The organism is Bradyrhizobium sp. LB13.1, from assembly GCF_054056815.1.
This window is the reverse complement of sequence record NZ_JBSRYQ010000001.1, coordinates 5066720-5093691: the sequence shown is the minus strand read 5'-3', so window position 1 is coordinate 5093691 and position 26972 is coordinate 5066720. Positions and strand designations below refer to the sequence as shown.

Annotated in this window: 26 protein-coding genes and 2 pseudogenes; 18 read left to right on the top strand and 10 right to left on the bottom strand. The window is 64.5% G+C overall.

Features of this window, described 5'->3' with window-relative positions:
* Positions 1-82: 82 nt before the first annotated feature.
* From ACVWYI_RS24385 to ACVWYI_RS24375, 3 genes are all read left to right on the top strand, one after another.
* Positions 83-286 carry a hypothetical protein gene (locus ACVWYI_RS24385; RefSeq protein WP_007603227.1) on the top strand — a complete coding sequence of 68 codons (204 nt, stop codon included), beginning with the start codon at positions 83-85 and terminating at the stop codon, positions 284-286.
* Between the two features lie 157 nt (positions 287-443).
* Entirely contained in the window at positions 444-1415 is a 972-nt protein-coding gene (locus ACVWYI_RS24380; protein ID WP_456663411.1) for a hypothetical protein, read from the top strand.
* 42 nt (positions 1416-1457) lie between these two features.
* The gene (locus tag ACVWYI_RS24375) at positions 1458-1898 is read left to right on the top strand and encodes a DUF1489 family protein (protein ID WP_456663410.1); all 441 of its coding nucleotides are present in this window, start codon (positions 1458-1460) and stop codon (positions 1896-1898) included.
* Here the strand turns inward: ACVWYI_RS24375 and panC are convergent.
* A complete protein-coding gene (gene panC, locus ACVWYI_RS24370; RefSeq protein WP_456663409.1) occupies positions 1895-2746 on the bottom strand; it encodes a pantoate--beta-alanine ligase in 852 nt (283 codons plus the stop codon). The two genes, ACVWYI_RS24375 and panC, sit on opposite strands and share 4 nt — an antisense overlap.
* Positions 2747-3027: 281 nt before the next feature.
* On the opposite strand from panC, the gene ACVWYI_RS24365 reads away from it, so the two are divergent.
* The 4 genes from ACVWYI_RS24365 to ACVWYI_RS24350 all read left to right on the top strand — a co-directional run bounded on the left by ACVWYI_RS24365 (position 3028) and on the right by ACVWYI_RS24350 (position 6820).
* Positions 3028-3951, top strand: coding sequence for a division plane positioning ATPase MipZ (locus ACVWYI_RS24365; RefSeq protein WP_456649574.1), 924 nt, complete (start codon positions 3028-3030; stop codon positions 3949-3951).
* Positions 3952-4297: 346 nt separating this feature from the next.
* Positions 4298-5158: an alpha/beta fold hydrolase gene (locus ACVWYI_RS24360; protein ID WP_247340699.1), complete on the top strand. Its 861-nt coding sequence runs from the start codon at positions 4298-4300 to the stop codon at positions 5156-5158.
* 120 nt (positions 5159-5278) lie between these two features.
* The gene (locus ACVWYI_RS24355) at positions 5279-6028 is read left to right on the top strand and encodes a VWA domain-containing protein (protein WP_456663408.1); all 750 of its coding nucleotides are present in this window, start codon (positions 5279-5281) and stop codon (positions 6026-6028) included.
* 66 nt (positions 6029-6094) lie between these two features.
* A complete protein-coding gene (locus ACVWYI_RS24350) occupies positions 6095-6820 on the top strand; it encodes a DnaJ domain-containing protein (RefSeq protein ID WP_247444347.1) in 726 nt (241 codons plus the stop codon).
* 314 nt (positions 6821-7134) lie between these two features.
* On the opposite strand, the gene ACVWYI_RS24345 is transcribed toward ACVWYI_RS24350, so the two are convergent.
* Positions 7135-8982 carry a serine hydrolase gene (locus tag ACVWYI_RS24345; RefSeq protein WP_456649576.1) on the bottom strand — a complete coding sequence of 616 codons (1848 nt, stop codon included), beginning with the start codon at positions 8980-8982 and terminating at the stop codon, positions 7135-7137.
* Positions 8983-9369: 387 nt separating this feature from the next.
* Between ACVWYI_RS24345 and ACVWYI_RS24340 the strand changes: the two genes are divergently transcribed.
* The gene (locus tag ACVWYI_RS24340; protein ID WP_456663407.1) at positions 9370-9708 is read left to right on the top strand and encodes a phasin family protein; all 339 of its coding nucleotides are present in this window, start codon (positions 9370-9372) and stop codon (positions 9706-9708) included.
* Positions 9709-9781: 73 nt separating this feature from the next.
* Here the strand turns inward: ACVWYI_RS24340 and ACVWYI_RS24335 are convergent, their stop codons facing one another.
* A complete protein-coding gene (locus ACVWYI_RS24335) occupies positions 9782-11134 on the bottom strand; it encodes a pilus assembly protein TadG-related protein (protein ID WP_456663406.1) in 1353 nt (450 codons plus the stop codon).
* A gap of 478 nt (positions 11135-11612) precedes the next feature.
* On the opposite strand from ACVWYI_RS24335, the gene clpS reads away from it, so the two are divergent.
* Together clpS and clpA are read left to right on the top strand one after the other, a co-directional pair.
* Complete coding sequence (gene clpS / locus ACVWYI_RS24330; protein ID WP_247340690.1) at positions 11613-11945, top strand: ATP-dependent Clp protease adapter ClpS; 333 nt, start codon at positions 11613-11615, stop codon at positions 11943-11945.
* 286 nt (positions 11946-12231) lie between these two features.
* Complete coding sequence (gene clpA, locus ACVWYI_RS24325; protein ID WP_247444344.1) at positions 12232-14628, top strand: ATP-dependent Clp protease ATP-binding subunit ClpA; 2397 nt, start codon at positions 12232-12234, stop codon at positions 14626-14628.
* A gap of 106 nt (positions 14629-14734) precedes the next feature.
* Here clpA and ACVWYI_RS24320 read toward each other — a convergent pair whose 3' ends face one another.
* The 5 genes from ACVWYI_RS24320 to ACVWYI_RS24300 form a co-directional block, all read right to left on the bottom strand.
* A complete protein-coding gene (locus ACVWYI_RS24320; RefSeq protein ID WP_456663405.1) occupies positions 14735-15085 on the bottom strand; it encodes a hypothetical protein in 351 nt (116 codons plus the stop codon).
* A 213-nt stretch (positions 15086-15298) separates the two neighbouring features.
* Positions 15299-16720: an MFS transporter gene (locus tag ACVWYI_RS24315; RefSeq protein ID WP_456663404.1), complete on the bottom strand. Its 1422-nt coding sequence runs from the start codon at positions 16718-16720 to the stop codon at positions 15299-15301.
* Between the two features lie 175 nt (positions 16721-16895).
* A complete protein-coding gene (locus ACVWYI_RS24310) occupies positions 16896-17921 on the bottom strand; it encodes an aldo/keto reductase (protein ID WP_247444342.1) in 1026 nt (341 codons plus the stop codon).
* A 117-nt stretch (positions 17922-18038) separates the two neighbouring features.
* A complete protein-coding gene (locus ACVWYI_RS24305; RefSeq protein WP_456663403.1) occupies positions 18039-18275 on the bottom strand; it encodes a hypothetical protein in 237 nt (78 codons plus the stop codon).
* A 101-nt stretch (positions 18276-18376) separates the two neighbouring features.
* Positions 18377-19333 carry an AraC-like ligand-binding domain-containing protein gene (locus tag ACVWYI_RS24300; RefSeq protein ID WP_456663402.1) on the bottom strand — a complete coding sequence of 319 codons (957 nt, stop codon included), beginning with the start codon at positions 19331-19333 and terminating at the stop codon, positions 18377-18379.
* Between the two features lie 187 nt (positions 19334-19520).
* Here ACVWYI_RS24300 and ACVWYI_RS24295 point away from each other — a divergent pair, with 187 nt between their 5' ends.
* Positions 19521-20537 carry a carbon-nitrogen hydrolase family protein gene (locus tag ACVWYI_RS24295; RefSeq protein WP_456663401.1) on the top strand — a complete coding sequence of 339 codons (1017 nt, stop codon included), beginning with the start codon at positions 19521-19523 and terminating at the stop codon, positions 20535-20537.
* Between the two features lie 28 nt (positions 20538-20565).
* Positions 20566-21606, top strand: a complete 1041-nt coding sequence (locus ACVWYI_RS24290; RefSeq protein WP_456663400.1) for a phenylacetaldoxime dehydratase family protein — start codon at positions 20566-20568, stop codon at positions 21604-21606.
* Positions 21607-21609: 3 nt separating this feature from the next.
* Here ACVWYI_RS24290 and ACVWYI_RS24285 read toward each other — a convergent pair whose 3' ends face one another.
* Positions 21610-22248, bottom strand: a complete 639-nt coding sequence (locus ACVWYI_RS24285) for an HAD family hydrolase (RefSeq protein WP_456663399.1) — start codon at positions 22246-22248, stop codon at positions 21610-21612.
* A 232-nt stretch (positions 22249-22480) separates the two neighbouring features.
* Between ACVWYI_RS24285 and ACVWYI_RS24280 the strand changes: the two genes are divergently transcribed.
* Entirely contained in the window at positions 22481-22762 is a 282-nt protein-coding gene (locus tag ACVWYI_RS24280) for a type VI secretion system-associated protein TagO (protein WP_247444336.1), read from the top strand.
* 76 nt (positions 22763-22838) lie between these two features.
* On the top strand, positions 22839-23039 hold the full coding sequence (locus ACVWYI_RS24275; protein WP_247340679.1) for a hypothetical protein: 201 nt from the start codon (positions 22839-22841) through the stop codon (positions 23037-23039).
* 55 nt (positions 23040-23094) lie between these two features.
* Here ACVWYI_RS24275 and ACVWYI_RS24270 read toward each other — a convergent pair whose 3' ends face one another.
* Entirely contained in the window at positions 23095-24111 is a 1017-nt protein-coding gene (locus ACVWYI_RS24270; protein ID WP_456663398.1) for a TRAP transporter substrate-binding protein, read from the bottom strand.
* Positions 24112-24132: 21 nt separating this feature from the next.
* Here ACVWYI_RS24270 and ACVWYI_RS24265 point away from each other — a divergent pair.
* The 4 genes and pseudogenes from ACVWYI_RS24265 to tsaA all read left to right on the top strand — a co-directional run bounded on the left by ACVWYI_RS24265 (position 24133) and on the right by tsaA (position 26892).
* Positions 24133-25174: pseudogene (locus tag ACVWYI_RS24265) on the top strand (transglycosylase SLT domain-containing protein).
* 106 nt (positions 25175-25280) lie between these two features.
* Positions 25281-26022 (top strand): annotated as a pseudogene (locus ACVWYI_RS24260) (AzlC family ABC transporter permease).
* Positions 26019-26369 (top strand): AzlD domain-containing protein, encoded by a 351-nt coding sequence (locus ACVWYI_RS24255; RefSeq protein ID WP_247340677.1) that lies wholly within the window; start codon positions 26019-26021, stop codon positions 26367-26369. The pseudogene ACVWYI_RS24260 and the gene ACVWYI_RS24255 overlap by 4 nt, the downstream one beginning before the upstream one ends.
* A gap of 31 nt (positions 26370-26400) precedes the next feature.
* Positions 26401-26892, top strand: a complete 492-nt coding sequence (gene tsaA / locus ACVWYI_RS24250) for a tRNA (N6-threonylcarbamoyladenosine(37)-N6)-methyltransferase TrmO (RefSeq protein WP_354104966.1) — start codon at positions 26401-26403, stop codon at positions 26890-26892.
* The last annotated feature ends 80 nt before the right edge of the window (positions 26893-26972 follow it).

The window sequence follows — 26972 nt, the reverse complement described above, 5'->3', positions numbered from 1 at the left end:
GCCGGCCGCATGCTATATGACGGCCGGGTTTCCGGCCGGCCGACGCAGTGGGACCATGGGCGTGGCAGGCGTTGTTTGAGTGATGGAGAGGGTGTTGAAGCACAAATTCCCTATTGGATCGCGCGTGTTGTTCACGGCCAGCAATGTCGCACGCCCCGCTGCCAGCGGATCGTATGAGATCATCCGCCTGCTGCCGACGGATGGTGACGACTGCCAGTACCGGATCAAGAGCTCGACCGAAGCCTTCGAACGCGTCGCCAAGGAAAGCCAGCTCGCGCTGTCCTGAAGCCGACGCTATCCGCGCGTTGGCGCGTACCGGGGAATTCCATTCTGCCGCCGTCAAAAGGCCCGCTTCACCTTCAAAAGGTGGGCCGGGGGCAGTTGCCGACTCTCGGTGCTCGCTTTGACCATTCGCTCTCTGCTCGCGTGAGGGGACGTCGCGCATGAACTGGGCATGGGCCTCGCCGCTCGACCAAATCTGGCGCTCGCCGGTCTTTCCGATGTGGATGACGCTGGCGGCTGCCGGCTTCTTCGGACTGATCCTCCTGATCACGCTGCTGCGTGCCGAAAGATCTGTCGCCAACGGCGCGCTGACCGTCATCGCACTGCTCGCCATTGCCGTCGCATTGGCTGCCAATGTGCACATCTCTGAACCGGCGGGGCAGGCCACGCCGACCGAGGCGCGTGCTCAGGCCGCGGTCATCGCGAGCCTGCCGGCGCTGTCCTGTCTCGAGGATCTCGCCGGCGATGCCGTGGCCATTGGCTGCGAGAAGTCGCTGTTCGGCGCGCCTGACGCAGCCGCCGCGGCGATCTCCTACACCGCGGCCAGGATCGACCGGCTGATGGCGCTCGGCGATGCCGCGACCGCCGAGAAGAGCCTGACGCTCGACGTGAGGGTGCTGCGCAGATCGCTGGAACGTGATCGCTACGGCCTGGTCGCGCAGGTGCTGGTTGCGCGCGACGGCTGCACACAGTTCGACTGCGCGGCCTTCCGCTCGCTGACCGATCAGCAGCAGGTCGCCGCCAACATGGATTCCCATCTCTACGACACGCTGGTCGCGCGCTACGCGCCGACCTGGAATGCGCCTGCAACGTCGCAGTTGCCGGCCACTGCCGCGCTTGCCGGACTGCCGCCGTCGATGCCGACGGGCAAGCCGACCAATGCGGAGTTCCCGAGCGCCTCGTCGACGCCGCCGATCAGCATCATGAATCCGGAGCCGCCAACGCGCCAGGCGGCGCCCGCCGCAAACGCTGGGGCCTCGCCGGCTCCGCGCGCGCCGGCAGCGGCTTCGGCACAGGCCGCCGCGCCCGCCGCAAAGAAACCGTCTGCGCCGAAGGCTGCGCGTGCGCCGGTGGCACCGCCGGTTCCGCTGGCGCCGCCGGCCGCGGCGCCCGCGGCTGCGGATAACGAGTAGATCGGCATTCCAAATGCGTGGCTGCCCGGCTAATGCTGGGGCATGCCACTACATCTGATCAAGCTCGCGGTCGGTTGCGACTCCGTCAAGGAATTGAAGGAGTGGATCGCCGAACGGATGCGGACCGCCAAGAAGAAGGGTCTGCCGCAACATCACATCCACATCACCCGCATGGTGCCCAAGCGCGACGCCGAGATCCTGTCGGGCGGTTCGCTCTATTGGGTGATCAAGGGCGAAGTCGCCGCGCGCGAAAAAATCATCGGCATCGAGCCGTTCCGCGACAAGGACGGCATCGGCCGCTGCCGGATCGTGATGCAGCCGAAGGTGATCTCGGTGTCGCCGCGGCCGATGCGCCCGTTCCAGGGCTGGCGCTATCTCGCCGACGATTCCGTGCCGCCTGATCTCGGCAAGTCCGCAGCCGGCTCGATCGCCGCGATGCCGGAGCCGATGCGGCGCGAGCTGCGCAATCTCGGATTGCTCTAGACCGCGATATTGTCGATCAGCCGGGTGCTGCCAAGCTTGGCCGCGACCAGGATCCGCAAAGGGCCGTCCGTGCGCGAGGTGGCCGGCGCCAGCGTGATAGCATGGCGCACCTCGAAATAGTCGAGCGCAAAGCCAGCCGCCGTGATCATACCGGCACCGCGCGCCATTGCGGAAGCGATCGCTTCGCCGGCGCGGATGCGCTCAGCGCTCTCCTTCATGGCGCGGTACAGCGTGGTTGCGGTCTGCCGCTCCTGTGACGACAAATAGACGTTGCGGGAGGACATCGCGAGCCCGTCGCGCTCGCGCACGGTGCGGGAGCCGATCACCTTGACGCCGAGGTCGAGGTCGCGCGCCATCTGCGTCACCACCCGCAACTGCTGAAAATCCTTCTCGCCGAAGATCGCGACATCCGGCCGGCACTGCGTGAACAGCTTGCCGACGACGGTCGCGACACCCCCGAAGAAATGCGGGCGGAAGCGGTCCTCGAGGCCGGCCAGCGCCGGTCCCTCCGGCACGATGCGGGTCGCAAAGCCCTCCGGATACATGGCCTCGGCGCCGGGGTGCCAGACGATATCGACGTCCTCGGCGGCGAGCTTGGCGATATCGGCCTTCCAGGTTCGCGGATAGGCGCCAAAATCCTCGGTCGGTGCGAACTGGGTCGGGTTGACGAAGATCGACACCACCACGCGGCTCGCGCGCCGCCTGGCGAGGCGCACCAGCGATACATGGCCGTCATGGAGCGCTCCCATGGTCGGGACCAGCGCTATCGTGGCCTTTCGCTTGCGAAGATTGTCGACCGCGCGTCGCAAGGCGGGGACCGTGCGGGCGATCAAGGGGCTGCGTGACATCAGAACTCGACGGGGTTGGGAATCGGCGAGCGCGTCCCGGCGCCGGCAGACTAACCTTAACAAGCGGCGACCGTGGACGCCATGCGTCCGACTGCGGCACAGCATCCCGCGCAAGGCCGCGCACGATGTCGCGACGTTGTGGGTTGGATCACAGACGAGAGAAGACGCCGCGATTCATGATGAAGGACGGCGCAGTGCGAATTGCATTACCTGTCACGCATTTCACTTGACCGCAGGCGCGGCCAACTCGAAGATATTTGTTAGGGGTGTTAAGGATCGCGATGCTTGTGCAAGCTAGCCAAGGCCAGTCCGGCGCGGCGCATGTGGTCGTGCTCGGCAACGAGAAGGGCGGCTCCGGCAAGTCGACCACCGCCCTGCACATCGCGGTCGCGCTTCTGAAAGCCGGCCAGCGCGTCGCCACCATCGACCTCGACTGCCGTCAGCAGAGCTTCACTCATTACATCAACAACCGTTCCGCCTGGGCGCGCCGCACCAAGCTTGACCTCGAACTGCCGCTGCATCGCTGCATCAAGCTCGGCGAGACCATGCAGGTCGCCGAGAACGAGAATTCCGAGTTCCTTCAGTTCATGGAGGCGGTCTCGGCGGTCGAGAGCAGCTTCGACTTCATCGTCATCGATACGCCCGGCACCGACAGCTATCTGATGCGGCTTGCGCACTCGATGGCCGACACGCTGGTGACCCCGATCAATGACAGCTTCCTCGATTTCGACGTGCTCGGCACCGTCGATCCCGCCAACTACGCGGTGACGGGCGAGAGCCACTACGCCGAGATGGTGCGAGACACCCGTCGCAAGCGCCGCCAGCTCGACGGCGCGACCACCGACTGGATCGTCGTGCGCAACCGCCTGTCGATGCTCGGCTCCCGCAACAAGCAGCTCGTCGCCGAGGGGTTGAAAGATTTGTCGCTGCGGCTCGGCTTCCGCTACGTCGACGGCTTCGCCGAACGCGTCGTCTATCGCGAGTTCTTCCCGCGCGGCCTGACCGCGCTGGACGAGATCGACGAGGCCACGCTCGGCATGCGGCCCAATCTCGGCCATCTGACCGCGCGGGAGGAGGTGACGAGTCTGCTCCGCCAGCTCAAGCTTCCGCTCGACGAGCGCGGCCGCCGCCGTGCGGCCAACCGCGCCGAGTGGTTCAGCCAGGTCGATAAGCCGCTCGAGGTCCACGACATCCTCGGCGCTTGAGACGGCGGTATATTGCTACTTCCAGTCGATCAAAGCGGCCGGGTCCCCACGGGAACCGAGCCTTCGCTCGGCCGTTTTCACCTCGCGTTTACTGCGAAATTGAACCCAATCCGAGACCGTTGCGTAGGAGGGTGACGTGCACCCTGACGTAGCCGTATGAGAGCAGGGATGCCCAAGAAACGTGTGCGACGCACAATGAAAGGGCTGTCAGTTCACAATATTTGGCCTTCCTGTCACGCCCCTGTGACATATATTAGGGAATAGGCGACCAGGGGCCGAAGAGCTCCGGAAGAACACGATTTTCAACAGGGATTCAGGCCGCACGAGCCTGAGGCTGAGGACGAAAATGAAGCGTGGAATTGCCGTTCTGGTTTCGGTCAGTGCCCTCTGCGGCGTCGCCTATTTCACGGCGAGCAAGTGGGCGATCAAACACGAGACCATCACCTTCTACGACGCCTCGCGCGACAACCGCGCCGTGCCTGTCGATATCGCGATCCGTCGCGACAAGGAAATGCAGGCCAATGCCGGCATGATCACGATGCCGGTCGCCGTGATCAACCACGGCAATACCGTCAAGAACACGGAGTACGGCTTCCTCGCCAACATCTTCGCTGCGCGCGGCTACCTCGTCGTCAGCCCGCAGCATGATCTGCCGACCGATCCTCCGATGGTGACCAAGCCCGGCGAGCTCTATGTCGGCCGGCTGCCGCAGATCCTGCGCGGCGTCGCCAACATCCATCTTGCCATGCAAGAGATGAAGAAGGTTCAGCCCAACGCCGACTACGGCAGGGTGACGATGGTCGGCCACTCCATGGGCGGCGACATCACGATGTATTTCGCCAAGCAGTATCCGGACGAGGTCAAGAAGGTCGTCACGCTCGACAATCTGCGCGTGCCCTTCGTCACCGCCGGCAAGTTCAAGATTTTGTCGTTCCGTTCGCAGGACCCGCAGTTCAAGACCGATGCGGGTGTGATCCCGACCGACGAGGAATGCGAGAAGGCCGGCATCCAGGTCGTGAAGACCGAATTCCAGCACAACGACATGCGCGACACCGGTCCGGACGCAGCCAAGAACTCGATCCAGGGCATGCTCGACAAGTTCCTGAGCGCGACTGACAGCGAGGTCGCGCCGGTCGACACGCAATCGTCCCCGCCCAAGATTCTCGAGCCTGGTCCGGTCGCGTTGATGGCGCCTGCCAAGAGCTGACGTCTTCTTCATCGTCAGTATTCGATTTTCGAAGCCCCCGCCGGCCCTGCCTGCGGGGGCTTTGCACATTGACCGGGCTGCGCGCGCTAACCACATTAGCCGCTCACGCAGGGTCAATGGATGTCAGGCGAACCCATCAAACCGCGCGGCCGCGAGGCCGTCTCGGCGAAACCAGGCGGCGCGGTGCCGCAGGCGGGGGCGTCGACCTCGGAGGACATCGCCGCCTTCGTCGCAAACGCGCGAGCGCTGTCGCCACATGCTCCCGGTGCGAAAGGCCGGCTGATCTTCGCGCTGGATGCGACGATGAGCCGGCAGCCGACCTGGGACATGGCCTGCGCGCTTCAGGCTGACATGTTCCGTGAGACCTCCGCGCTCGGCAGTCTCGACATCCGGCTCGTCTACTATCGCGGATTCAACGAGTGCCGCGCCACGGGATGGATTTCCGACAGCGCCAGGCTTGCGGCGCTGATGAGCACGATCGATTGCCGCGGCGGCGACACCCAGATCGGCAAGGTGCTGAGCGAGGCGCGGCGCGAGGCGGTCGCATCCGGGGTGCGCGCCGTTATCTTCGTCGGCGACGCCATGGAAGAGAACGTCGACGAGCTCTGTGCCAAGGCCGGTGAGCTTGGCATGCTCAAGGTACCTGTGTTCGTGTTTCAGGAAGGCCATGACGCCGTCGCCGAGCAGGCCTTTCGCGAAATTGCGCGCCTGACCGGCGGCGCCTGGTGCCGGTTCGATCCGGGCGCGGCGGCGCAGTTGCGCGAGCTGTTGCGCGCAGCTGCCGCCTACGCCGCCGGCGGACGCGAGGCGCTGTTGCAATTGGCGAAGACCGCCAGCGGCGCGGCCAGGCTGATCGGCCAGATGAAGTAGCGCTGGCGCGGTCTGCGGGGGACAAGACACCATGCATTTTGACGATAGGCCGAGTATATTCCGGCCATGACCCTGATTGCCGGCGCTATCGCTGTTATCACCCTTTATCTGCTGCTCCAGATGTTTCGTTCCGCCAATCCGGCCGTGCTGGCACGCACGATCAGGTTCGGTGGCGGCGTGGTGGCGCTGGCTGTCGCAGCGTTCACGGGCTTGCGGGGCGAATTGGTGGTGGCGATCCCGCTCGGGATCTTCGGCGCCGGGCTCCTGGGCTGGACACCGCTGGCAAACGCCGGCTTGGGCAACGTCGGCGGGCTGTTCGGCGGGGGCGCGACGCGCCCGGCCGGTCAGGCCTCACGCGTGCGCTCGCAATTCCTGGATATGCGGCTCGATCACGAGTCTGGCCAGCTCGGAGGCCGGATCGTCGCCGGGCCTCATGCCGGGCGCGATCTCGACGAGTTCGATCTCGCTGGCCTGCTGGCAATGGTCCCGGCGTTCGACGCCGAGAGCGTGGCCTTACTTGAAAGCTATCTGGACCGCCGGTTTCCCGCCTGGCGTCAGAACGCGCAGGGCAACGCGGCAGGGGGGCAGCGCCGCACGGTGGCGAGCGGCAAAATGACGGCGGAGGAGGCCTATCAGATCCTTGGCTTGCAGCCGGGGGCGGGGCGTGACGATATCAGCCGCGCCCACAAGTCCCTGATGAAGAAATTGCATCCCGACCAGGGGGGCTCGACGTATCTCGCTGCCCGTGTAAACGAGGCCAAGGATACTCTGCTTCGTACGCATAACGGCTAACTCCGGCACCACGCTACAAACGCCCGTCCCGTGTGAGCCCCGCTTGCTCTGTTTGCCGTCGCCCGATGCCCGCCATTGTCGGCGTGGTCGATCCCTTGCGTAAAATTTTAACCGTAAATCCTTGACGAGAGGTTGTCGTGGAACAGCCTCGGTATCAAACAGCCTGGCATCACGGCCTTTGGCATCGCAGCCTTGCTATCGAAAGGTCTTGGTATCGAAAGGTCTTGGCATCAAAAGGTCTTGGCATCACCGCATCCCGAAAATGAAAATGCCCGCGCAAGGCGCGGGCATTTTGATTGGCGCGATGCAAAAGATCAGTTGCGGACGGTGATGCAGGAGATATCGGCGCGCTTCAGGGTGCGGCAGACGGCTTCGGCCTGGTCGCGCTCGAGCCCCGCGAAGCGGGCGCGGTAGAGCTTGCGATTGTCTTTCGCGACGACCTCGGTGAACGGGTCGGCCTTGCTGAGCAGGCCGCGGGCCGAGCTGCGCGCCGCGTCGATGCGCTGCTGGGCTTCGTTCTCGCTCTCGAGCGCGCCGACCTGGACAATCCAGCCGCTATGGGTGACGGCCGGCCTGGTGGTGGCGCTCATCTGGATCGGCTGCAGCGTCGGGTCGGCTGAAGCGAGCTTCGCGACGGCCGGAGCGGGCGCGGCGGCGGTTGCGGCCGGCAATACGCCGAGGATGCCATTGCCGGTGCCGAAGCCCGCCGGCTGCCGCGGCAGCTCGGTACGGGCGAGCTCGGCCCTCGGAGCTTCCGGTTGGCCGACGACCTCACGCTTGTTGATGAGGTCTGCCCGGGCGACGACGGCGCTGGAGGTTTCGGCGATGTCGGAGCGGGCCGCGATCGTGCTCGTGACCTGCGGTGCGACCTGAGCCGGGGCGGCGGAGGCGACCTTCACGGTGCCGGCCTTGACCTGGACAGTCTTGACCCGGACCGGCTTCATCGGCTCGGACGAACCGGGGATGAGAGAGAGCGGCTGGCTCGAGATCACGCCATTGGTGAGCGGCGCGGGCTCGATCTTGGATTCAGTCGGCCGAACTTCAGGCTTGCTGGTTTCAGATCTGGGCTGAGCCGGCGGCATCGCGGCGGTCGCAGCGGCAAGCGCCGACAGGCGCGAGGCGAGACGCTGCGGGGCTGTTTCGGGGCCAGGAGCGGCGGCGGCCTGAACCTGCGGAGCGGAGGGGGCCGGGGTATCCGACGTATCGGCGACCTCGACAGCGGCGCCAGAGCCATTGCGCTCGGTGACCGCGGCGACGGTGTGGGTGGTCGCGCCCTTATCGAGGTTCTCTGCGAGCAGGTTGCGCATGATGGCATCGCGCGAGCCGCCGCTGCGGCCGCCCAGCACCACGCCGATCAGGTGGCGGTTGCCGCGGCGCATCGAGGTCACGAGATTGAAGCCGGAGGCGCGGGTGTAGCCGGTCTTGATGCCGTCTACGCCCTCGACACTGCCGAGCAGATGATTGTGGTTCCGGATCGGCTGTCCGTGCCAGTTGAACGTCGAGGTCGCAAAATAGCGATAGTAGCGCGGGAAGCGCTCCTGGATGGCGCGGCCGAGCGTGGCCTGGTCGCGCGCGGTCGTGACCTGCTCGTCGTTGGGAAGACCGTTGGCGTTGCGGTAGACCGTCCTGGACATGCCGAGCGAGCGCGCCTTGCGCGTCATCATCTGGGCGAAGTCGTCCTCGTCGCCGCCGATCGCTTCCGCGATCACCACGGCTGCGTCGTTGGCCGAGCGGGTAACGAGACCCTTGATAGCGTCCTCGACACGAATGGTCTGGCCGGCACGCAGGTTCAGCTTGGTCGGATCCTGATCGGCGGCGTGCTGCGACACCGGCATCTCGGTGTCGAGCTTCATCTTGCCGGACTCGAGACGCTCGAACAGTAGATAGAGCGTCATGATCTTGGTCAGTGAGGCCGGATGGCGGATCCCGTCGGGGCTCGTTGCCTGGAGCACGGAGCCGGAATTGCCGTCGACGATGATCGACGCGAATTTCGGGCTGGAACTCTCGGACACATCGCGCTGCACGCGATGCTGCGCGTAATGGCGCCGATGGCGCCGCGCCTCGGCAGCATCGGTGGTGAAGATGACTGCGGTGGTGACCGTAAGAAGCCCGAAAACGCCAATCCGCGCCAAGCGCGAGGAAGACAAGTTTTTACGAAGCATGAAACCCCGTCCCCGTTTCTGACTTGATCACCGGCTCGTGAGGCGAAATTGTGCCCATGAGATCCGGGATCATTACCTGCTCAGGCTGCCCCTCCACAGGTGTTCGCCGCGGGGGAGGTTGGGCCTGAGCCGCTATTCTGGCTAAGGTGATGTTCTTCAACGGCTTTCGGCCGCTTGCGGAAGTTGAAGACGTCCAGGGAATCAAAGTACGGGGCCGCGGTTTCCAAAAGCTTAAGGAACCATTGCGGGAACCCCCGGGAATCTCCGCGAATTTGCATGCATTTTTGTGCGTCGCACAAGATTCTTGACTTTTTTGTGCGTTGCACTAATTGTGAGCAGAGTCAGGGAGCCGGGGCTTCCGACGAGAGCTAGGGAAAAGGATTCCGAATGTTCAAGGTTGAAGACTTTCAGAGCTACGGGAAAGAGCACTTCGAGCAGTACGTCGCCTCCGCGACCTCGATGCAGCACGGCCTTCAGGCGATCGCCAGCGCCTATGGCGACTACACCAAGAAGTCGTTCGAAGACACCAAGTCCTTCGTCGAGAAGCTTTCCGGTGTGAAGTCGCTGGACAAGGCCGTCGAAGCGCAGACCGATTTCGCCCGTTCCGCCTACGAGACCTTCGTCGCGGAATCGCAGAAGATCGCCGGCCTCTACAGCGATCTCGCCAAGCAGGCGTTCAAGCCGGTCGAGACCATCGTGTCGAAGTTCACGCCGGCCGCCAACTAACGTTTCCTGGGCGACCTGGAATCAAAAGCCCGGCTGAAGCAGCCGGGCTTTTTTGTGTCGCGGCGGGTCGGTCTTAGCGCGCCACGCGCAGCTTCGACAGCGACGTCCCGATGTCCTTGAACACCGAGACGGTCTGATCTGCCTTCGTTACCAGATAGAACTTGTCGGTGCCGCTCGCGCAATATTGCAGCACGCTGGAGGTCGGGTCGCTGCCGGTGTTCACCTGCACCGTATAGATCGTGATGTTGCTGGGCTGAGCCTTGGCATTGTCGCACAGCTTCTTCTGCCGCGTGTCGATCTGCGAAGCGCTGCTGTACCAGCGGTTCTGCGTGTTCAGACCGTCGGAAAGGATCACGATCGCGTCCTTGTAGGTGTAGTTGGTGTCCTTGGCCGGCGCGTTCATGGGATCGCCGGTCGACAGCGTCATCCAGCCCCAGGCAAGGCCAATGCCCTGGTTGGTGTTACCGGTGGGCTTCATGTCGTCGATCCGGCCCTTGAGCGAGCTCCAGTCGTAGCTCAGCGGCATGATCGGCTGCAGATAGGACGAACTGCCTGTGTTGCAGTAGGAGTATTGTTCGGCCGGGAACAGCGTCCCCACATTGCCGCTCGTGGGCGTCGTGTTCTTGATGTCGTAATCCTGGTCGCGGTCGACCACGCACCCTGTCCAGGCATTATGGTTGGCCGGTGTCCACTTCCAATTGTTGCAGTTGTTGTTGCTGCCTGACGTGCAGCTCCAGCTGCCGTTCGCCGCGTCCCAATCGCTGAAATCAATCCAGTACTTGCTGGAATTGCTGTTGCCGACGTTGACGTCCTTGGCAAACGGAACGACCGAGATGTAGACGTCGCCGCTGGTCTTGGCGAGCGCGCTGAGCTGATCGACCAGGCTCTTCGCGGCGGTCTGCATCGCCGCCATCTTGCCGTCCTGCGCCATCGAACCGGTGTTGTCGAGCACCAAGGCCACGCGCATGCGCACCAGGCCCCAGGCGCTGGTGGAATTGGCGCCGACGTCGAGCGTCGGGAAGCCGGCGACCTTCATGAAGGTGGTCGTGTAACTGCCGGTGCCGGTGACCTGGATCGTGGAGCCCATGCTGGTGCTTGCGGTGTAAGTGGCCGCGACGGTGACTGACGGCAGGGTGTTGGTGGCGGTGAACAGGGCCTTGAAATAGTCCTGCGCCTTGGTGCTGATTTGCGACGTCGTGATGGTGCCGGACGACAGATCCTTGGAGACCATCAGCGCAGTGGAATCGAGGGCCGACTGCATCGCGGAACGGCCCTGGACCGCGCGGCTGTAGTCGACCGCAGCTCCGACGAAGGTCAAAACCGGGAGCAGCGCGATGGCGAAGATCACGGCGATATTGCCTTGTTCGGCCGCTCCGAACCGGGCGAGCTGTCGACCAATACGGCTGACGAGGGGCAGGCGAGACATGGCGATCTCCGAAAATCTTTGACTTTGCCGGTTTTCGCGCCACGCCATTGAACGCCCGGTAAATTCAACCGTAGAAAACCGAAGTATCCCGCGCGAAACCGTCGCAGCGGCGTCAACGGCCGGGTTCCTGGTCAACATCTTCTAAACGGGCGAGCGGAAGTTTTTGTCAAATCGGTCCGGATTGATTAACCTTGCCGAGGATCGCTCCGACCGAGAATCGGGGCCGCCGCGGCCGCATCGGCCGATCCGTCGCATGCTTGCGGCGAGCCGGGGGCAGGCCCATATTCGCTGAAGCCGATCTGGTTTGGACCGGATCGGTTGAAAGCGGCGATCCAACAAGGCGGCGCGCCTGTGCGAAGCTCCGAAGACGGGGCTGCGAGGTGAACCGTCATACGCTTCCGTGGGGAATTTGAACGCCTGAGCCATGCCGCAATTGTCTTCCAGACCAGAATTGTCCGCCGCCGCCCACGCTCCCCGGATGAGCAACGACGAGAACCGTCCCGGCGGTCCCTCCGCGCCAAACACGTCCGTCATCACCAAGGTCAAACCCAAGACCAAGCGGCCGAACCTGTACCGCGTGCTGATCCTGAACGACGATTACACGCCGATGGAATTCGTCGTTCACGTGCTGGAGAAATTCTTCCAGAAGGATGCCGAGGCCGCGACCAAGATCATGCTGCACGTCCATCATCATGGGATCGGGGAGTGCGGCGTGTTCACTTACGAGATCGCCGAGACCAAGGTGACGCAGGTGATGGATTTCGCCCGCAAGCACCAGCATCCGCTGCAATGCGTGATGGAAAAGAAGTAAGACACCTACGGCGCGTTCGAGGCCGGCTCTTGTGCATGTCGCAGTGTGATCGTCGCGTGAGGTCTGCGCGCGATGTTCGTTGCGGGCAAAACTACGGAATTCTGCACCGGCGCCGATCGCGCCCGAACCGGAACGGGTTTTGCATCAAAAAGTACCGCAGCTGTGCAGCCGCCTGAGTCGCGGAACCGGCCTTTCGCCGCGATCTTATATACCTATATGTGACAAAGGTTGTTGTTGCCTGACCGGTCGATGACGATCATGATGGTGGGGGCCATAGAGGACGCGAATGCCGACTTTTTCCCAAAGCCTTGAACAATCCCTGCATCGTGCACTGGCGATCGCAAACGAGCGTCATCACCAATACGCGACGCTCGAGCATCTTTTGCTCTCCCTGATCGACGACTCCGATGCAGCCGCCGTCATGCGCGCCTGTAGCGTCGATCTCGACAAGCTCCGCACGAGCCTCGTCAATTATCTTGAGACCGAATTCGAGAATCTGGTGACGGACGGCGCCGACGACGCCAAGCCGACTGCCGGCTTCCAGCGCGTGATCCAGCGCGCGGTGATCCACGTGCAGTCGTCCGGCCGCGAAGAGGTGACCGGCGCCAACGTGCTGATCGCGATCTTCGCCGAGCGCGAGAGTCATGCCGCGTATTTCCTGCAGGAGCAGGACATGACGCGCTACGACGCCGTCAACTACATCAGCCACGGCATCGCCAAGCGGCCGGGCGTCTCCGAGGCGCGCCCCGTGCGCGGTGTCGACGAGGAGACCGAGACCAAGGGCAGCGACGACGCCAAGAAGAAGGGCGAGGCGCTCGAGACCTATTGCGTCAACCTCAACAAGAAGGCGCGTGACGGCAAGATCGATCCGGTGATCGGACGCAATTCCGAGATCAACCGCGCGATCCAGGTGCTGTGCCGCCGGCAGAAGAACAATCCGCTGTTCGTGGGCGAGGCCGGTGTCGGCAAGACCGCGATCGCGGAAGGCCTTGCCAAGCGCATCGTCGACAGCGAGGTGCCGGAAGTTCTGGCCGCTGCGACCGTGTTCTCGCTCGACATGGGCACACTGCTTGCCGGCACGCGTTATCGCGGCGACTTCGAAGAGCGCCTGAAGCAGGTGCTGAAGGAGCTCGAGGCGCATCCCAACGCCATCCTGTTCATCGACGAGATCCACACCGTGATTGGTGCGGGCGCGACGTCGGGCGGGGCGATGGACGCCTCGAACCTGCTCAAGCCGGCGCTTGCTTCGGGCACCATCCGCTGCATGGGCTCGACCACCTATAAGGAATATCGCCAGCACTTCGAGAAGGACCGCGCCTTGGTGCGGCGCTTCCAGAAGATCGACATCAACGAGCCGACGGTCGAGGACGCGATCGCGATCCTCAAGGGGCTCAAGCCTTACTTCGAGGACTACCACCGGCTGAAATACACCAATGAGGCGATCGAGGCTGCGGTGCAGCTCTCCTCGCGCTACATCCACGACCGCAAGCTGCCGGACAAGGCGATCGACGTGATCGACGAATCCGGTGCGGCGCAGATGCTGGTCGCCGAGAACAAGCGCAAGAAGACCATCGGCATCAAGGAGATCGAGACCACGATCGCCTCGATGGCGCGGATCCCTCCGAAGAGCGTGTCAAAGGACGACGCCGAGGTGCTCAAGCATCTCGAGCAGACCCTGAAGCGCACCGTGTTCGGTCAGGACAAGGCGATCGAGTCGCTCGCCGCTTCGATCAAGCTGGCGCGTGCCGGCCTGCGCGAGCCGGAGAAGCCGATCGGCTGCTATTTGTTCTCGGGCCCCACCGGCGTCGGCAAGACCGAGGTCGCAAAGCAACTCGCGGCGTCACTCGGCGTCGAGCTGCTGCGCTTCGATATGTCCGAATACATGGAGCGGCACACCGTGTCGCGCCTGATCGGCGCGCCTCCCGGCTATGTCGGGTTCGACCAGGGTGGCCTGCTTACCGACGGCGTCGACCAGCATCCGCATTGCGTGGTGCTGCTCGACGAAATCGAGAAGGCGCATCCTGATCTCTACAATGTGCTGCTCCAGATCATGGACCACGGCCGGCTCACGGACCACAACGGCAAGCAGGTCAACTTCCGCAACGTGATCCTGATCATGACCACGAATGCCGGCGCGTCCGATCTCGCCAAGCAGGCGTTCGGCTTCACGCGCTCGAAGCGTGAAGGCGACGACCACGAGGCGATCAACCGGCAGTTCGCGCCGGAATTCCGCAACCGTCTCGATGCCGTCGTCTCGTTCAGCCATCTCAGCGTCGAGGTGATCGGCACGGTGGTCGAGAAGTTCGTGCTTCAGCTCGAAGCGCAACTCGGCGATCGCGACGTCACCATCGAGTTGTCCGAACCCGCCAAGACCTGGCTGGTGAAGCATGGTTACGACGAGCAGATGGGCGCACGTCCCATGGCTCGCGTGATCCAGGAGCACATCAAGAAGCCGCTGGCAGACGAGGTGCTGTTCGGCAAGCTGAAGGGCGGCGGCCACGTCCGCGTCGTCCTCGTCAAAGACGAGGCCGACGAGACCAAGGACAAGATCGGCTTCGAGTTCGTCGAGGGTCCGGTTACGCCGAAGCAGGAGAAGCTCCCGGGCGCCCGCAAACGCCCGCCGGGCAAGTCCAAGCCGGGCGGTTCGAAAGGGCCGACCAAGGGTCCGCTGGTCAAAGCTTGATTTGCGCGCAATGAATTGAAAAGGCCGGCTGAAGAGCCGGCCTTTTTATTTGGAGGGCCACGCTTCCTTAGGTAGGGAGCGCCGATGCCCTCGTGAGAGACGAAGCTTACTTTTCTTCCGCTGGCGGGGCAGCCGCAGCGATAGGAGCGGGCCCGGCCCTCGGTTTCGCCTTGGGTCTCTTCGAAGGCCCCGCGACCACCTTTTGCGCCTCTCCGGTATCTTCTCCGCAGCGACGTTGCTCAGCGAGCGCAGCCAAATACTGCTGGCGAGCCTGAAGTGCTTGTATTTCGGTATCAGCCGTACCTTGGAAATCCATACCGAACCAAAGCACGGGAATGACCAAGCCCGCCACTCCCGCAGCGACGTTTTGAGCGACCTTCAAGCCCTTGTCGGAAGCGAGTTGCTGAACCTTGGCGTTGTTGGTCTGGACCTCGATCCCGATGGCTGCGCAATCCATGTACCGGTCCTGAGGTTGCACCACCGAAACCGGAGTTGGAGCGCGACCCGCACACCCAGTTGCTGCCGTAGCCACGACGCAAAGCGCCAGAACCTTAAAACAACTCATAAAATATCCCCAGCCTGGTTGCAGGGAAGCGCAACCAAAGCGCGAGGGCAATACTCCTTGCGTGGCATCGTAAAACTACGGATTGCGTCGTCGGAGAGAGGCCCGCTAATCGCCCCGCAGACGCTGATCGTCCTGCACGCGGACATGCTCGGCACCGCGCGCGCCCGCGGGCGACAGCCGCAACATGCTCAGCATGGCTCCGCAGAGCGCGAAGCCGACGCCGGTGAGCAGTGCGATCCTGGTTCCTTCGATCGGATAGCGACCGAGGAACAGCGCGACCAGCGCCGCGCCAGTGGTCTGGCCGAGCAGCCGCGCGGTGCCCAGCATGCCGCTCGCGCCGCCGGCGCGCTCGCGCGGAGCGGCGGCGATCATGGTGCGGTTGTTGGGGGTCTGGAACAGGCCAAAGCCGGCACCGGCGAGCGCCATCCGCCACATCACGTCGAGCGGTGTAGGCGTCGCCGGCAGGAAGGCGAGCGTGCCGAGGCCGCACGCAAACAGCGTGAGCCCGATGCCGCCGAGCAAGCCCGCCGGATAATGCTCGACCAGGCGGCCGGCCAGCGGCGCCGCGAACGCCACAGCGATCGGCCATGGCGTGATCAGGAGGCCCATATGCACCGCCGAATAGCCGAAGCGGCTCTGCAGGTAGAACGGGATCGCAACGAAGGCCAGCATCTGCCCGCAGAACGAGGCAATCGAGGTCGCAATTGACAGCGCGAACACCGGGATGCGCAACAGGTCGACCGGCAGCAGCGGCGAAGCCACGTGGGTTTCGCGGTAGATCAGCAGCGCTCCGGCGACGATGGCGATGGCAAACTGCACGAGGCAGGTGATGGCGGCCTCGCCATGACCGACGCTGTCGACGGCCGCGATGCCGACGCCGAAGGTGATCGCGGACAGCCCCGCGCTCTGCCAGTCGAAGGAGTGGCTCGCAGCCTTGGTGTGAGGCAGGCTACGCAGGCCGAGGACGAGTGTCACCGCGCCGAGCGGGACGTTGATGGCGAACAGCCAGGGCCAGCTGCCGAACGCTAGGATGCCGGCGGCGAGCGTCGGGCCGACCGCGGCCGAGAAGGCGACGACGAGGGCGTTGAGCCCGATGCCGCGGCCGAGTTGGCTGCGCGGGTAGGTGAAGCGCACCAGCGCCGCGTTGACGCTCATGATGCCGGCCGCGCCGAACCCCTGCACGATGCGTGCAATCGTGAGGAGCGGCAGCGTGTGCGCCAGCGCGCAGAAGGCCGACGCGAGCGTGAACAGCACCAGCCCCACCAGATAGACGCGGCGATAACCGACGATCTCGCCGAGCGAAGCCAATGGCAGCAGCGAGATCGTGATCGCGAGCTGGTAGCCGTTGACGATCCAGATCGAGAAGGCCGGGCTCGCGTCGAGGTCGGCCGCGATCGTCGGCAGCGCGACGTTGGCGATGGCGCTGTCGACGACCGCCATGATGATGCCGAGCGCAATCGTCAGCACCGCCTGGTTGCGCTGCGGCTGCGGCAGGCCGTCGGCATGCTCGATGGGGGCAGGCGACATGGTGGAGGCGCGCTTGATTCGAGCCGTGGTACATCTCCGAATAGGAAATAGCGAGATGCATCGCAACCCGGCAGGAGACGGACAGTTCCTGCACCGGGAGCGGGTCTCCCGGCGGCGAGGCATGGGCAGGACGGCTTTCGCAGCCTGCCAGGCGATTTCGCGTTTCCGAAGGTGTCTACACCGGCGGCGGATTGCGGTCGGTGAAGGTCGTGCGCTGGTGCCAGTACGGATAGGGCAGGGTCACCTTGCTCGCGGCATCGAGCTTTGCGATCTGATCCTTGGTCAAGGACCATCCGACCGCGCCGAGATTTTCGCGAAGCTGCGTCTCGTTGCGCGCGCCGATGATCAGCGTCGAGACTGTCGGACGCTGCAGCAGCCAGTTCAACGCGATCTGCGAGACGCTCTTGCCCGTTTCCTTCGCGACCTCGTCGATGGCCTCGACGACACGATAGACGTGCTCGTCCGGCACCGGCGGGCCGAACTCGGCCGTCTTGGGCAGGCGGCTTACGTCAGGCTTTGGCTGGCCGCGGCGGATCTTTCCGGTGAGGCGTCCCCATCCGAGCGGCGACCAGACCACGGCGCCGAGCCCCTGGTCGAGGCCGAGCGGCATCAGCTCCCATTCGTAGTCGCGCCCGATCAGTGAATAGTAGGTCTGGTTGGCGACATAGCGCGGAAAGCCGTGCTTGTCGGCGACGCCAAGCGACTTCATCAGGTGCCAGCCGGAGAAGTTCGAGACGCCGACGTAGCGGATCTTGCCGGCGCGCACGAGCCCATCGAGGGTCGCAAGCACCTCTTCAGGCGGGGTGAAGGCGTCGAAGCCGTGAAGCTGGAACAGGTCGATGTAATCGGTGCCGAGCCGGCTCAGCGAAGCATCGATGGCCGCGAGCAGATGTTGCCGTGACGATCCGATGTCGTTGGGGCCGTCGCCGAAGCGGAACGTTGCCTTGGTCGAGATCAAAACCTTGTCGCGGCGGCCCTTGATGGCCTCGCCGAGAACGCGCTCGGACTCGCCGAGCGAATAGACGTTCGCGGTGTCGAACATCGACACTCCGGCATCGAGGCAGATATCCAGAAGGCGCCGCGCTTCGGCTGCGTCCGTCGTGCCCCACGCAGCGAGGCGGCCGACGCCGCCGAAGGTGCCGGTCCCAAGACTCAAGGCGGGCACCATGAGGCCTGAGCGGCCCAAGCGTCGGTATTCCATCGATATGCTCCTCGGCTGGCCGCTGGTTGAACGGTACGGCCTTGGTGCCGAATGGTAATGCAAGCTGGCGCCGTGTCCTACTCCACGCCCACATACCGGCCTTGCTTGGGAGCGGCCCTAGTCGTGCAGAAGCATGTCGTCGAAGGCTGCGTCAGTCACGCGCGCGCCGGTCGTCGTCGCCGGAAGCCGAGCCGCGCTCCACGTTACAGGTGAGGGAAGGCAGCCGGCGTCACTCTCGCGCGCCTGCCGCGGCAAGAGCGTCAGGGTCCAGCCCACCACGACCAGCACCGCGAGCCGGATCGCGATGATGCCCAGCAAGACCTCCGATCCGCTTGTGTTGGCGTGAGTCCTCATGTGCGCCAGCCTGATCCCGGCGGCAGCACCTGACAATCTGGAATTCACGAGCATTGCCTTTGCCTGAAGCGAAGGCTCCGGCTAATGGCTGCCCCCGGATGTCAATGCCGCAATTGGCTCTGTCTGAAATCGCGCGGCGACATCCCGAAATGCTCGCGGAAGACGCGACCGAAATGGGAGAGGTCGTTGAAGCCCCAGGCAAAGGCGATCTCGCTGATGTGGCGGTGGGCGAGCACGGGCGAGGCGAGGTCGCGCCTGCATTGAGCGAGGCGCTCACCGAGAACGTAGCGCTGGAACGAGGTGTCCTCGTCGGCGAGGAGATCGTTGACGTAGCGGGAGGAGATGCCGAGCGCCGCTGCGGTCTCGGACAGCGAGAGGTCGGGATCGGCAAGATAAGCCCGGATATGCGCTTTCAGCCGGTAGAGCAGGGCGGAGCGATGGGTCGAGGACGGCAGCGGCGTCTGGCCTAGCCGCTCGCCCAGCACCATCGCCAGGACGTCGACGGCCTGTTCCGACAGAGCAGCGGCGTGGAGCGGATCGATCTGATCCGCGCTCTGGCAAAGCCGGTAGATGAAATCGTAGGCGATCCTCTGCAGCGGCGAGTCCGGTCCGAAAGTGCTGGCGGTAAGGGCTTGGGTCGCGCCGAGCCGGCGCTGCAGCATCTCGCGCGGCACCTTGAAGATGGTCTGCGTGAACGTGCCGCCGAATTTCAGCTCGTAGGGACGCGTGGTGTCGTAGAGCGCAAACTCTCCCGGATGCACCACGGCCTCGCGGCCGTCCTGCACCACGCCGCCGGCGCCGCGATTGCCGAGCGCGATCAGGATGAAATCCTGATCCGAGCGCGCGATGCGAGAGGGCGTGCGCAACACGTGCTGACGATCGGAACAGACCTCGGAGCATTCCGCCTTGCCCAGCGGCGCCCGGGTGACCGAGCCGCGAAAGGCGCTGCCAAGGTCGGACTTGCAGTCGAGCCCGACGAAGACGTCGCAGACGATATCCTGCCAGAGCGCAAGCCGGCGGTGGCCGGGGCTGTCGTCCGTGGTGAACTGGATTGGCATCTGCAGAGCCTCCCTTTCACATCCCGTAAAATCGCATGTTGCGCGGATCGCGCCTGACCGGAGGCAAATCCCGTACCGCCGTTCCAGTCGAGTTTTCGTGCCGGGGCGGTCGAGCGGGCCTGGTCCGGCTCTGGCCCAATAGACTGCATCGGACGTAGCTTCCGATCAACCGGCAAGGGAGGCGGGAATGGGCATCCAACATCCGAAATACAAGGTCGCGGTGGTGCAGGCGGCGCCCGCCTGGCTCGACCTCGATGCCTCGATCGACAAATCGATCGCCCTGATCAGGGACGCCGCCGAGAAGGGCGCCAAGCTGATCGCCTTTCCGGAGGCCTTCATCCCCGGCTACCCCTGGCACATCTGGATGGATTCGCCGGCTTGGGCGATCGGTCGCGGCTTCGTGCAGCGCTATTTCGACAATTCGCTGTCCTACGACAGCCCGCAGTCCGAGCGGCTGCGCGACGCTGTACGCAAGGCCAAGCTCACCGCCGTGTTCGGCCTGTCAGAGCGTGACGGCGGCAGTCTTTACCTGGCGCAATGGCTGATCGGGCCGGATGGCGAGACCATCGCAAAGCGCCGCAAGCTGCGGCCGACCCATGCGGAGCGCACCGTCTATGGCGAGGGCGACGGCAGCGATCTCGCCGTGCATGCGCGGTCCGACATCGGCCGTATCGGCGCGCTGTGCTGCTGGGAGCATCTCCAGCCGCTGTCGAAATACGCGATGTATGCCCAGAACGAGCAGGTGCATGTTGCGGCCTGGCCGAGTTTTTCGCTCTACGATCCTTTCGCGCCAGCGCTCGGCGCCGAGGTCAACAACGCCGCTTCGCGCGTCTACGCGGTGGAAGGATCCTGCTTCGTGCTGGCGCCTTGCGCGACGGTCTCGCAGGCGATGATCGACGAGCTCTGCGATCGGCCGGACAAGCACGCGCTGCTGCATGCCGGCGGTGGCTTTGCTGCGATCTACGGCCCTGACGGGAGCCAGATCGGAGACAAGCTCGCGCCGGACCAGGAAGGGCTGTTGATCGCCGAAATCGATCTCGGCGCCATCGGTGTCGCCAAGAACGCCGCTGATCCCGCCGGGCACTATTCGCGGCCCGACGTGACGCGGCTCCTGCTCAACAAGAAGCGATACCAGCGCGTCGAGCAGTTTGCGCTGCCGGTCGACAGCGTCGAGCCCACCGACATTGCCGCGGCGGCGAGCTGATCGTCGGGATCGAGGGAGGGACACGATCATGGAATCCGCAATTCCTCTGCATCTCGAGACCCCGCGCACGCGCCACAAGCGTGTGCCGGACGATTACCGGCCGCCATATCCGTCCTTCGTGGCGCGCTACAAGCCCGCCGTGAGCCGCGTGTTGATGGCCTATTTCGGCGTTCAATATCGTGGCTCGGCGCCGGCGGTCGCGACGGACGCGCTCGCCGAAATCGCGGAGCGCTTTGCGGCGGAAGACGGGCCCTCGCACTGGGACCGCGCGCAATATGTCGATCAGGCCGGCTACGAGAACGTCGTCTCAGTGGCCTATTGGGACGACATCGCGCGCTTCGACGCCTGGTTCGGACCGGCGCGCGAGGCCTGGACCGGGAAGCAGTTCGAGGGCGTCGGCACCTTTATCGAGGTGCTGCGCCCCACGGTGGCGCGGCACGAGACGCTGTTCTCCTCGCTCGACCGGCCCGAGGGCGTTGCGGTGATTGCGCAGGGCATGAGCGGCGAGGTGCAGGAGCACGCCTATTGGGGCGGCATGCGCGACCGCATCCCGCTGTCGCAGACCGATCCGATGTCGCCGGGCGGCAATCCCGAGCTGATCCGCGACGGCGCGCGGCTGCGCGTGAAAGCGCACGACAATCTCTGCCTGATCCGGTCAGGACAGGATTGGAGCGATACCGAGACCTCGGAGCGAAAGCTCTATCTCGACGACGTCGAGCCGGTGTTGCGCGAGGGGATGGATTTCTTGCGCGATGACGGTCTTGGCATCGGCTGCTACGCCAACCGCTACATGCGCGTGCTTGCAGCCGACGGGAACGCGAGCGAAAAGTCCTACGGCCAAAGCTGGTGGAAGAGCCTGGCTGCGCTGGAGCGGTGGGCGGAATCGCATCCGACCCACGTCAAGATATTCGGCGCGGCGATGAAATATCTGTCGACGCTCGGGCCATCGGCAAAATTGCGGCTCTATCACGAGGTCACTGTGGCCGCGGCGGACGAGCAGTTCTTCGAATATCTGAACTGCCACGCCAAGACCGGCATGCTGGCGGCGGTGGAGACCGTCAGTGCCTAGAACTTAGGCCACGCAGTGAGTGAGCAGCTCGGGATGCGCAGCGCATATGTGATGCGCGCCGGCGTCCCGCAGCTCGGCCTCGCTGCCATAGCCATACAGCACGCCGATCGCCGTCATGCCATTGGTGAGGGCGCCGACCACGTCATGGCTGCGGTCGCCGATCATGATCGCGCTGGCGGGATCGACCTTGGCTTCGTCGAGCGCGTAGCGCAGCAGGTCGCGCTTGTCGACGCGGGTGCCGTCGAGCTCGGAGCCGAACACGCGCTCGAAATACGGTTTTAGTCCAAAATGCTCGACGATGCGGGTGGCGTAAACCGCGGGCTTGCTGGTCGCCACGAACATGCGCGGTGTCGTCGCGGCAAGCGTTGTCAGGGTGTCCATGATGCCGGCATAGGCCTCGTTCTCGAACAGGCCGACATCGCTGAAGCGCTCCCGATAGAGCAGCAGCGCCCGGTCGGCGAGTTCCGCGCTGCCGGTGAGCTTTTCCAGGCTGGTGTGCAGCGGCGGGCCGATGCACCAGGTCAGCTCGTCCTCGCTCGGCACCGCCGCGTTCAGCCGCTCCAGGGCGTACTGGATCGAGCGCGTGATCCCGGGTTTTGGGTTGGTCAGCGTGCCGTCGAGATCGAAATAGATTGTAACCATGTTGCCGTGCCTGCGTTGATGCCGCCGTCTATTGCTTGACCTAAACGAGGCCGCGGACCAAGGCAACGCGCAACAATTGCCACGCCGAAATCCGCCTTCTTGATATTGCGTATCCCTTAAAGCTCGCTATTCGCGGGAGGGACGCGTAGAGTCGCGCCATCACCGCCCTTCCATCGGCATCAACCGGTGACTGAGGGTCACCAGTGCTCCCGCCGACTGAGCAGGAGCGTATATGGCTGGATTTCGTCTGGTCGACTGGATCCGCCGGAGAGCGCTTCTTGTCGCATTGATGCTGGGCACACTGTCGCAAGGCGCTGTCGCGGCAGGACCGGACTGCCGCGCGATCGAAAGCACGAGCGAACGTCTCGCCTGCTACGATGCTGCATTTCCTCCGAAGGAGAAAAAGCCCGCTGCTGCGGAGAACGATGCGTCCCGTAGTGCCTACAAGGACCCGTTCGTTGCGGAAGAGGCCAAAACCGCAGCGAAGCTGAAGAACATCTGCCGCGGCTGTTGAGGGTTGCTTGTTCGCCGTGTTCTCGTCGACCGGCGAGTCCGGACTAGGATCGAGACAATTTTTTGGGAGAGGCCGGATGAGCGAGCGACTTGAAACTCTGCAGAAGGCCCGTGATCGCATGATCGAGGACAGGGACGCGCATGCGAAAGTGCTGGCCGCTCCCTTTGTGCGCGACACGGCCGAGCGAGCGCGCAACAAGTTTATCGAGATCCAGGCGCTGATCGATGCCCTCGACCGCGCCATCCGGGGCGAAATCCCGGTTCCGGTCAAAACCTAGGGCGATAAGCAGCGACGCCAGCGGAGCGTTCATCGCAGATTCCGCTACAGCTTCCTCATTGCTGTCTCGCCCATTCGACGATTGCGGTCGCCTCCGCGCCTGCCTGGGTTTCCCAGGCGGCGATCGCGTCGTTTGCTGCCTTCCGCAGCTCCGTGACAAGGAACGCAGGCGCCGGCTCGGCGATATGGACGCCATTGTCCCGCATGCGCGCATAATTTTCGGATGTGCGATGGGCGAGCAGCGCAAACTGGCTTTGCTCAGTCTCGGCCGCAGCAGCCAGCACCTCGCGCTGCATCGGCTCGGACAGTTCGGCAAATGCGTCGCTGCGGACGAAGGCGATCGAGATCGGCATCGCGTAGTTGATGGCCGTGAAATGCGGCAGGAAGTCCCACAGTTTGCGTCCCGCGCCGCCGTCGCCGGAGGTGAGGAAGGCATTCAGCCGGTGTTCCCTCAGTCCGGCAAGTGCCGCGTCCATCGGCAGGAATTGCGCGTTCGCGCCGGCCGCGCGCATGACCTCGCTGGAATTGGCATCGTAGGCCCGCAAGTTCAGTTTCGGCAGATCGTCGGCGCTGTCGAGCGACCGTTCCGACCAGAGGCCCGTGGCCGGCCAGATCGTCAGATAGAGCAGCTTGAGGCCGCGCGCAGCGAGCGCCTTCTCATAGAGCGGGCGCGCTCGCAAATTGCCGGCGCGGGCGATCTCGACCGATTGCACGAGAAAGGGCAGGGTGGACAATCCGAGCACAGGGTCGAGGCCCGAGAGCGCGCCCGCGAAGGCATCGCCGCCCGCGATCCGGCCGTCCAGCGCCGCGCGCGGCATCTCGCCCGAATTGATCTTGAGCTCGTTGTCGAAAGCGTTGGTCAGGGTCACGAAACCGTGGGTGCGCTCGGAGATGCGGCTGGCGAAGGTCGTCAGCCCGATCCCGGAGATGTTATTCTCAGGATATTCCGTGGTCATCCGCCATTTCACCTGCGCGGCGGCTGGCGCGACGCTCAGGATGATTGCGGCGAGGGCAAGGATCGCGCGGATCCGTTTGGCGGGATATCGCATTGAGAAAAGCAGGTCAGGCAGCATATATTGGCAACTCGTCGAACCATGGCACGATGCCACAACATGGCAGATCATCTTGTTGCACGCCGCGCCGGCGCGCGCCATCACCATGCCTGCACGAGATGGGTGCAGATTGCGTTGTGCATCATCACCACACTGCTTGTCTCGGCGACACGGGTCGCAGCATGGGACAGCTCGCCTGCAAAGACTGACGTCGCCGTCCCCAGCGTCGAGGAACTCGCGACGCCGCCGGCGAAGTCCGGCGATGCGCGCGAGAATGATACGCGGGAGTCGATCTGCCTGATCATCGAGGCCGCCGCGCGCGATGCCAATCTGCCGCTGGAGTTCTTTGCCCGCGTGATCTGGCAGGAGAGCCGCTTCCAGGCTGATGCGGTGGGGCCGATGACGCGCAGCGGCGAGCACGCGCAGGGGATCGCGCAATTCATGCCGGGCACCGCGAGCGAGCGAGGACTGCTCAATCCCTTCAATCCGGTGCAGGCGCTGCCGAAGTCGGCGGAATTTCTGAACGAGCTGCGCAATCAATTCGGCAATCTCGGCTTGGCGGCCGCCGCCTACAATGCCGGCCCGCGCCGGGTCCAGGAATGGCTCGCCGGCGCCGGTCCGATGCCGGACCAGACGCGCAACTACGTCTTCGCCATCACCGGCACGAGCGTCGATGCATGGGCCAAGGCCGGCAGCACCGGCAAGGGCCCGCCGAGCTCGCCGCCGACGAGCTGCCGCGATCTGATGGTGCTCCTGAAGCGCGCGCCAAATGCCTTCGTCGCCGAGCTCGAGCAGCATGTGGAGCTCGCGGCCGCAAAGATCTGGGGCGTGCAGCTCGCCGCCGGCTTCGACCGCAACCGGGCGCTGGCGATGTATTCCCGCGCGGTCACACGGCTGAGCGCCGTGATCGGCGAACGTGATCCGAGCCTGCTGAGCTCGGTGATGCGCAGCCGCGGCACGCGCGCGTTCTCACCAGGTGCGCATCGGCGCCGATACGCGGAGCGAGGCGGATGAACTCTGCGGTCGCATCCGCAAGGCCGGCGGGGCGTGCTTCGTGCTGAAGAACCGCGGCGTGAGCGGGTAGGGGCATCTGTCCCGGCGTGCATGCCAGCCCCGCCGCGCGCTTCCTTGACGCGAGGCGCCGCATTGCCCGTTATGCAGGCACGATTCCTCATCCGTCCAAGACTCCCGTGGCGCTTCCTCCGCTCGATTCACCTCAATGGCAAAGTCCCTGGCGCGCCTTTGCGTGGGGACTGCGCTCGATCACGCAGACGATCCTCACCCTCGTCCTGTTCGCGACCTATCTCGGCATTGGTGCGCTCGCCCACGATAGCCATTTCAGCCTGCTATGGGCGCTTTGCTCGACGCTGTTCGTCTGGGCGGGACCGGCGCAGATCATCCTGATCACCACGCTCGGCTCTGGCGCGACCGTCATCCAGTCGGCGATCGCAGTCACGGTCAGCGCCGTCCGCCCTGTTTCCGATGGTGGTCTCGGTGCTGCCGCTGATGCGCACGCCGACGACAAAACGGCGCGAGCTGTTTTTCGCGGCGCATCTCACCGCGGTGACACTGTGGGTCGAATGCCATCGCTTCCTGCCGCAGGTGCCGCGTGAGCGCCGGATCGCCTTTGTCAACGGACTTGGCTTCGGTCTCGTCTCGGTGTGTCTTACCGCCAACACGGTCGGCTATTTCCTCGCTGCAAATCTGACGCAGACGCTGGGCGCCGCGATCCTGCTGCTGACGCCGCTGTCCTTCCTGTTCTCGACCGCACGCAACAGCCGCGAGGTCGCCGACGGCGTCGCGCTGGCGCTCGGGGTTCTGCTCTATCCGCTGGCCGCGAAGATGAACTCCGGCCTCGACATCCTCGTCAGCGGCCTCGTGGCCGGCACGATTGCCTATGGTGTGCATTGGTGGCGCGAGGTGCGCGCATGAGCTTTGCACAGCTCATTGGCGACTGGCACGCGCTCGCCGTGCTGTTCGTCGCTGGCGTTGTTCCCAACCAGATATGGCGCATGCTCGGCCTGTGGTTCGGCGGCGGCATCGACGAGGGCTCCGAGCTTCTGGTCTGGGTACGGGCGGTCGCCACCGCGATCCTGGCCGGCGTCATCGCCCAGATCGTGGTCGAGCCGCCCGGGGCGCTTGCGAGCGTGCCGGATGCCTTGCGCTACGGTGCGGTCGGCGCCGGCCTCATCGTCTTCCTGCTGACCCGCCGCTCGATCTTCGCCGGCGTGGTCGCGGGCGAAGTCTTCATGCTGGCCGGTACGTGGTGGTTGGGCTAAAACCGCCGGCGAACAGCAGGGAATTGGAAATATGGTTCGCGAAAACCAGCTCCGCGAGGGTGAAGTCTCTATCGAGCTGCCATCGACGCAGGATGCCGGCCTCGTCTTCATCGGCCGCATCCGCACGCCCTGGACCTCGCGGCTGGAGACCCCGCGGCAAGGCCGGCATGACGGCCCTATATGCCGGCTCGAGATCTTCGAACCGTTCGTGCCGGCGATCAAGGGCGTCGATTTTTACAGCAACCTCGAAGTGCTCTACTGGCTCGACCAGTCGCGCCGCGACATCGTCCTGCAAAGCCCTAAGAACAACGAGAAGACCCGGGGCACCTTCTCGCTGCGCTCGCCGGTCCGGCCCAATCCGATCGGCACGTCGATCGTGAAGCTCGTCGGCATCGAGGGCAATGCGATTCTGGTGCGTGGACTCGATTGCATCGACAACACGCCGCTGATCGACATCAAGCCCGATCGTTGCGAGTTCACCCCGCTGGCCGCACCGCAGCCGGGGGATTTTCAGACGGAGTGAAGGCGCTTCGCTCCATCCGCGTCATTGCGAGGAGCTCTTGCGACGAAGCAATCCAGACTGCCACCGCGGACACAGTCTGG

Bases quoted from the DNA above. Each gene is read 5' to 3' on its own strand.
- ACVWYI_RS24335 (WP_456663406.1), bottom strand. From the start codon at position 11,134: ATGTCTCGCCTGCCCCTCGTCAGCCGTATTGGTCGACAGCTCGCCCGG.
- ACVWYI_RS24350 (WP_247444347.1), top strand. From the start codon at position 6,095: ATGACCCTGATTGCCGGCGCTATCGCTGTTATCACCCTTTATCTGCTG.
- ACVWYI_RS24365 (WP_456649574.1), top strand. From the start codon at position 3,028: ATGCTTGTGCAAGCTAGCCAAGGCCAGTCCGGCGCGGCGCATGTGGTC.
- ACVWYI_RS24380 (WP_456663411.1), top strand. From the start codon at position 444: ATGAACTGGGCATGGGCCTCGCCGCTCGACCAAATCTGGCGCTCGCCG.
- ACVWYI_RS24375 (WP_456663410.1), top strand. From the start codon at position 1,458: ATGCCACTACATCTGATCAAGCTCGCGGTCGGTTGCGACTCCGTCAAG.
- ACVWYI_RS24360 (WP_247340699.1), top strand. From the start codon at position 4,298: ATGAAGCGTGGAATTGCCGTTCTGGTTTCGGTCAGTGCCCTCTGCGGC.
- ACVWYI_RS24305 (WP_456663403.1), bottom strand. From the start codon at position 18,275: ATGAGGACTCACGCCAACACAAGCGGATCGGAGGTCTTGCTGGGCATC.
- ACVWYI_RS24255 (WP_247340677.1), top strand. From the start codon at position 26,019: ATGAGCTTTGCACAGCTCATTGGCGACTGGCACGCGCTCGCCGTGCTG.
- ACVWYI_RS24385 (WP_007603227.1), top strand. From the start codon at position 83: ATGGAGAGGGTGTTGAAGCACAAATTCCCTATTGGATCGCGCGTGTTG.
- ACVWYI_RS24290 (WP_456663400.1), top strand. From the start codon at position 20,566: ATGGAATCCGCAATTCCTCTGCATCTCGAGACCCCGCGCACGCGCCAC.
- ACVWYI_RS24355 (WP_456663408.1), top strand. From the start codon at position 5,279: ATGTCAGGCGAACCCATCAAACCGCGCGGCCGCGAGGCCGTCTCGGCG.
- tsaA (WP_354104966.1), top strand. From the start codon at position 26,401: ATGGTTCGCGAAAACCAGCTCCGCGAGGGTGAAGTCTCTATCGAGCTG.
- ACVWYI_RS24300 (WP_456663402.1), bottom strand. From the start codon at position 19,333: ATGCCAATCCAGTTCACCACGGACGACAGCCCCGGCCACCGCCGGCTT.
- ACVWYI_RS24340 (WP_456663407.1), top strand. From the start codon at position 9,370: ATGTTCAAGGTTGAAGACTTTCAGAGCTACGGGAAAGAGCACTTCGAG.
- ACVWYI_RS24270 (WP_456663398.1), bottom strand. From the start codon at position 24,111: ATGCTGCCTGACCTGCTTTTCTCAATGCGATATCCCGCCAAACGGATC.
- panC (WP_456663409.1), bottom strand. From the start codon at position 2,746: ATGTCACGCAGCCCCTTGATCGCCCGCACGGTCCCCGCCTTGCGACGC.
- ACVWYI_RS24295 (WP_456663401.1), top strand. From the start codon at position 19,521: ATGGGCATCCAACATCCGAAATACAAGGTCGCGGTGGTGCAGGCGGCG.
- ACVWYI_RS24310 (WP_247444342.1), bottom strand. From the start codon at position 17,921: ATGGAATACCGACGCTTGGGCCGCTCAGGCCTCATGGTGCCCGCCTTG.
- ACVWYI_RS24275 (WP_247340679.1), top strand. From the start codon at position 22,839: ATGAGCGAGCGACTTGAAACTCTGCAGAAGGCCCGTGATCGCATGATC.
- clpS (WP_247340690.1), top strand. From the start codon at position 11,613: ATGAGCAACGACGAGAACCGTCCCGGCGGTCCCTCCGCGCCAAACACG.
- ACVWYI_RS24285 (WP_456663399.1), bottom strand. From the start codon at position 22,248: ATGGTTACAATCTATTTCGATCTCGACGGCACGCTGACCAACCCAAAA.
- ACVWYI_RS24280 (WP_247444336.1), top strand. From the start codon at position 22,481: ATGGCTGGATTTCGTCTGGTCGACTGGATCCGCCGGAGAGCGCTTCTT.
- ACVWYI_RS24320 (WP_456663405.1), bottom strand. From the start codon at position 15,085: ATGGATTGCGCAGCCATCGGGATCGAGGTCCAGACCAACAACGCCAAG.
- ACVWYI_RS24315 (WP_456663404.1), bottom strand. From the start codon at position 16,720: ATGTCGCCTGCCCCCATCGAGCATGCCGACGGCCTGCCGCAGCCGCAG.
- ACVWYI_RS24345 (WP_456649576.1), bottom strand. From the start codon at position 8,982: ATGCTTCGTAAAAACTTGTCTTCCTCGCGCTTGGCGCGGATTGGCGTT.
- clpA (WP_247444344.1), top strand. From the start codon at position 12,232: ATGCCGACTTTTTCCCAAAGCCTTGAACAATCCCTGCATCGTGCACTG.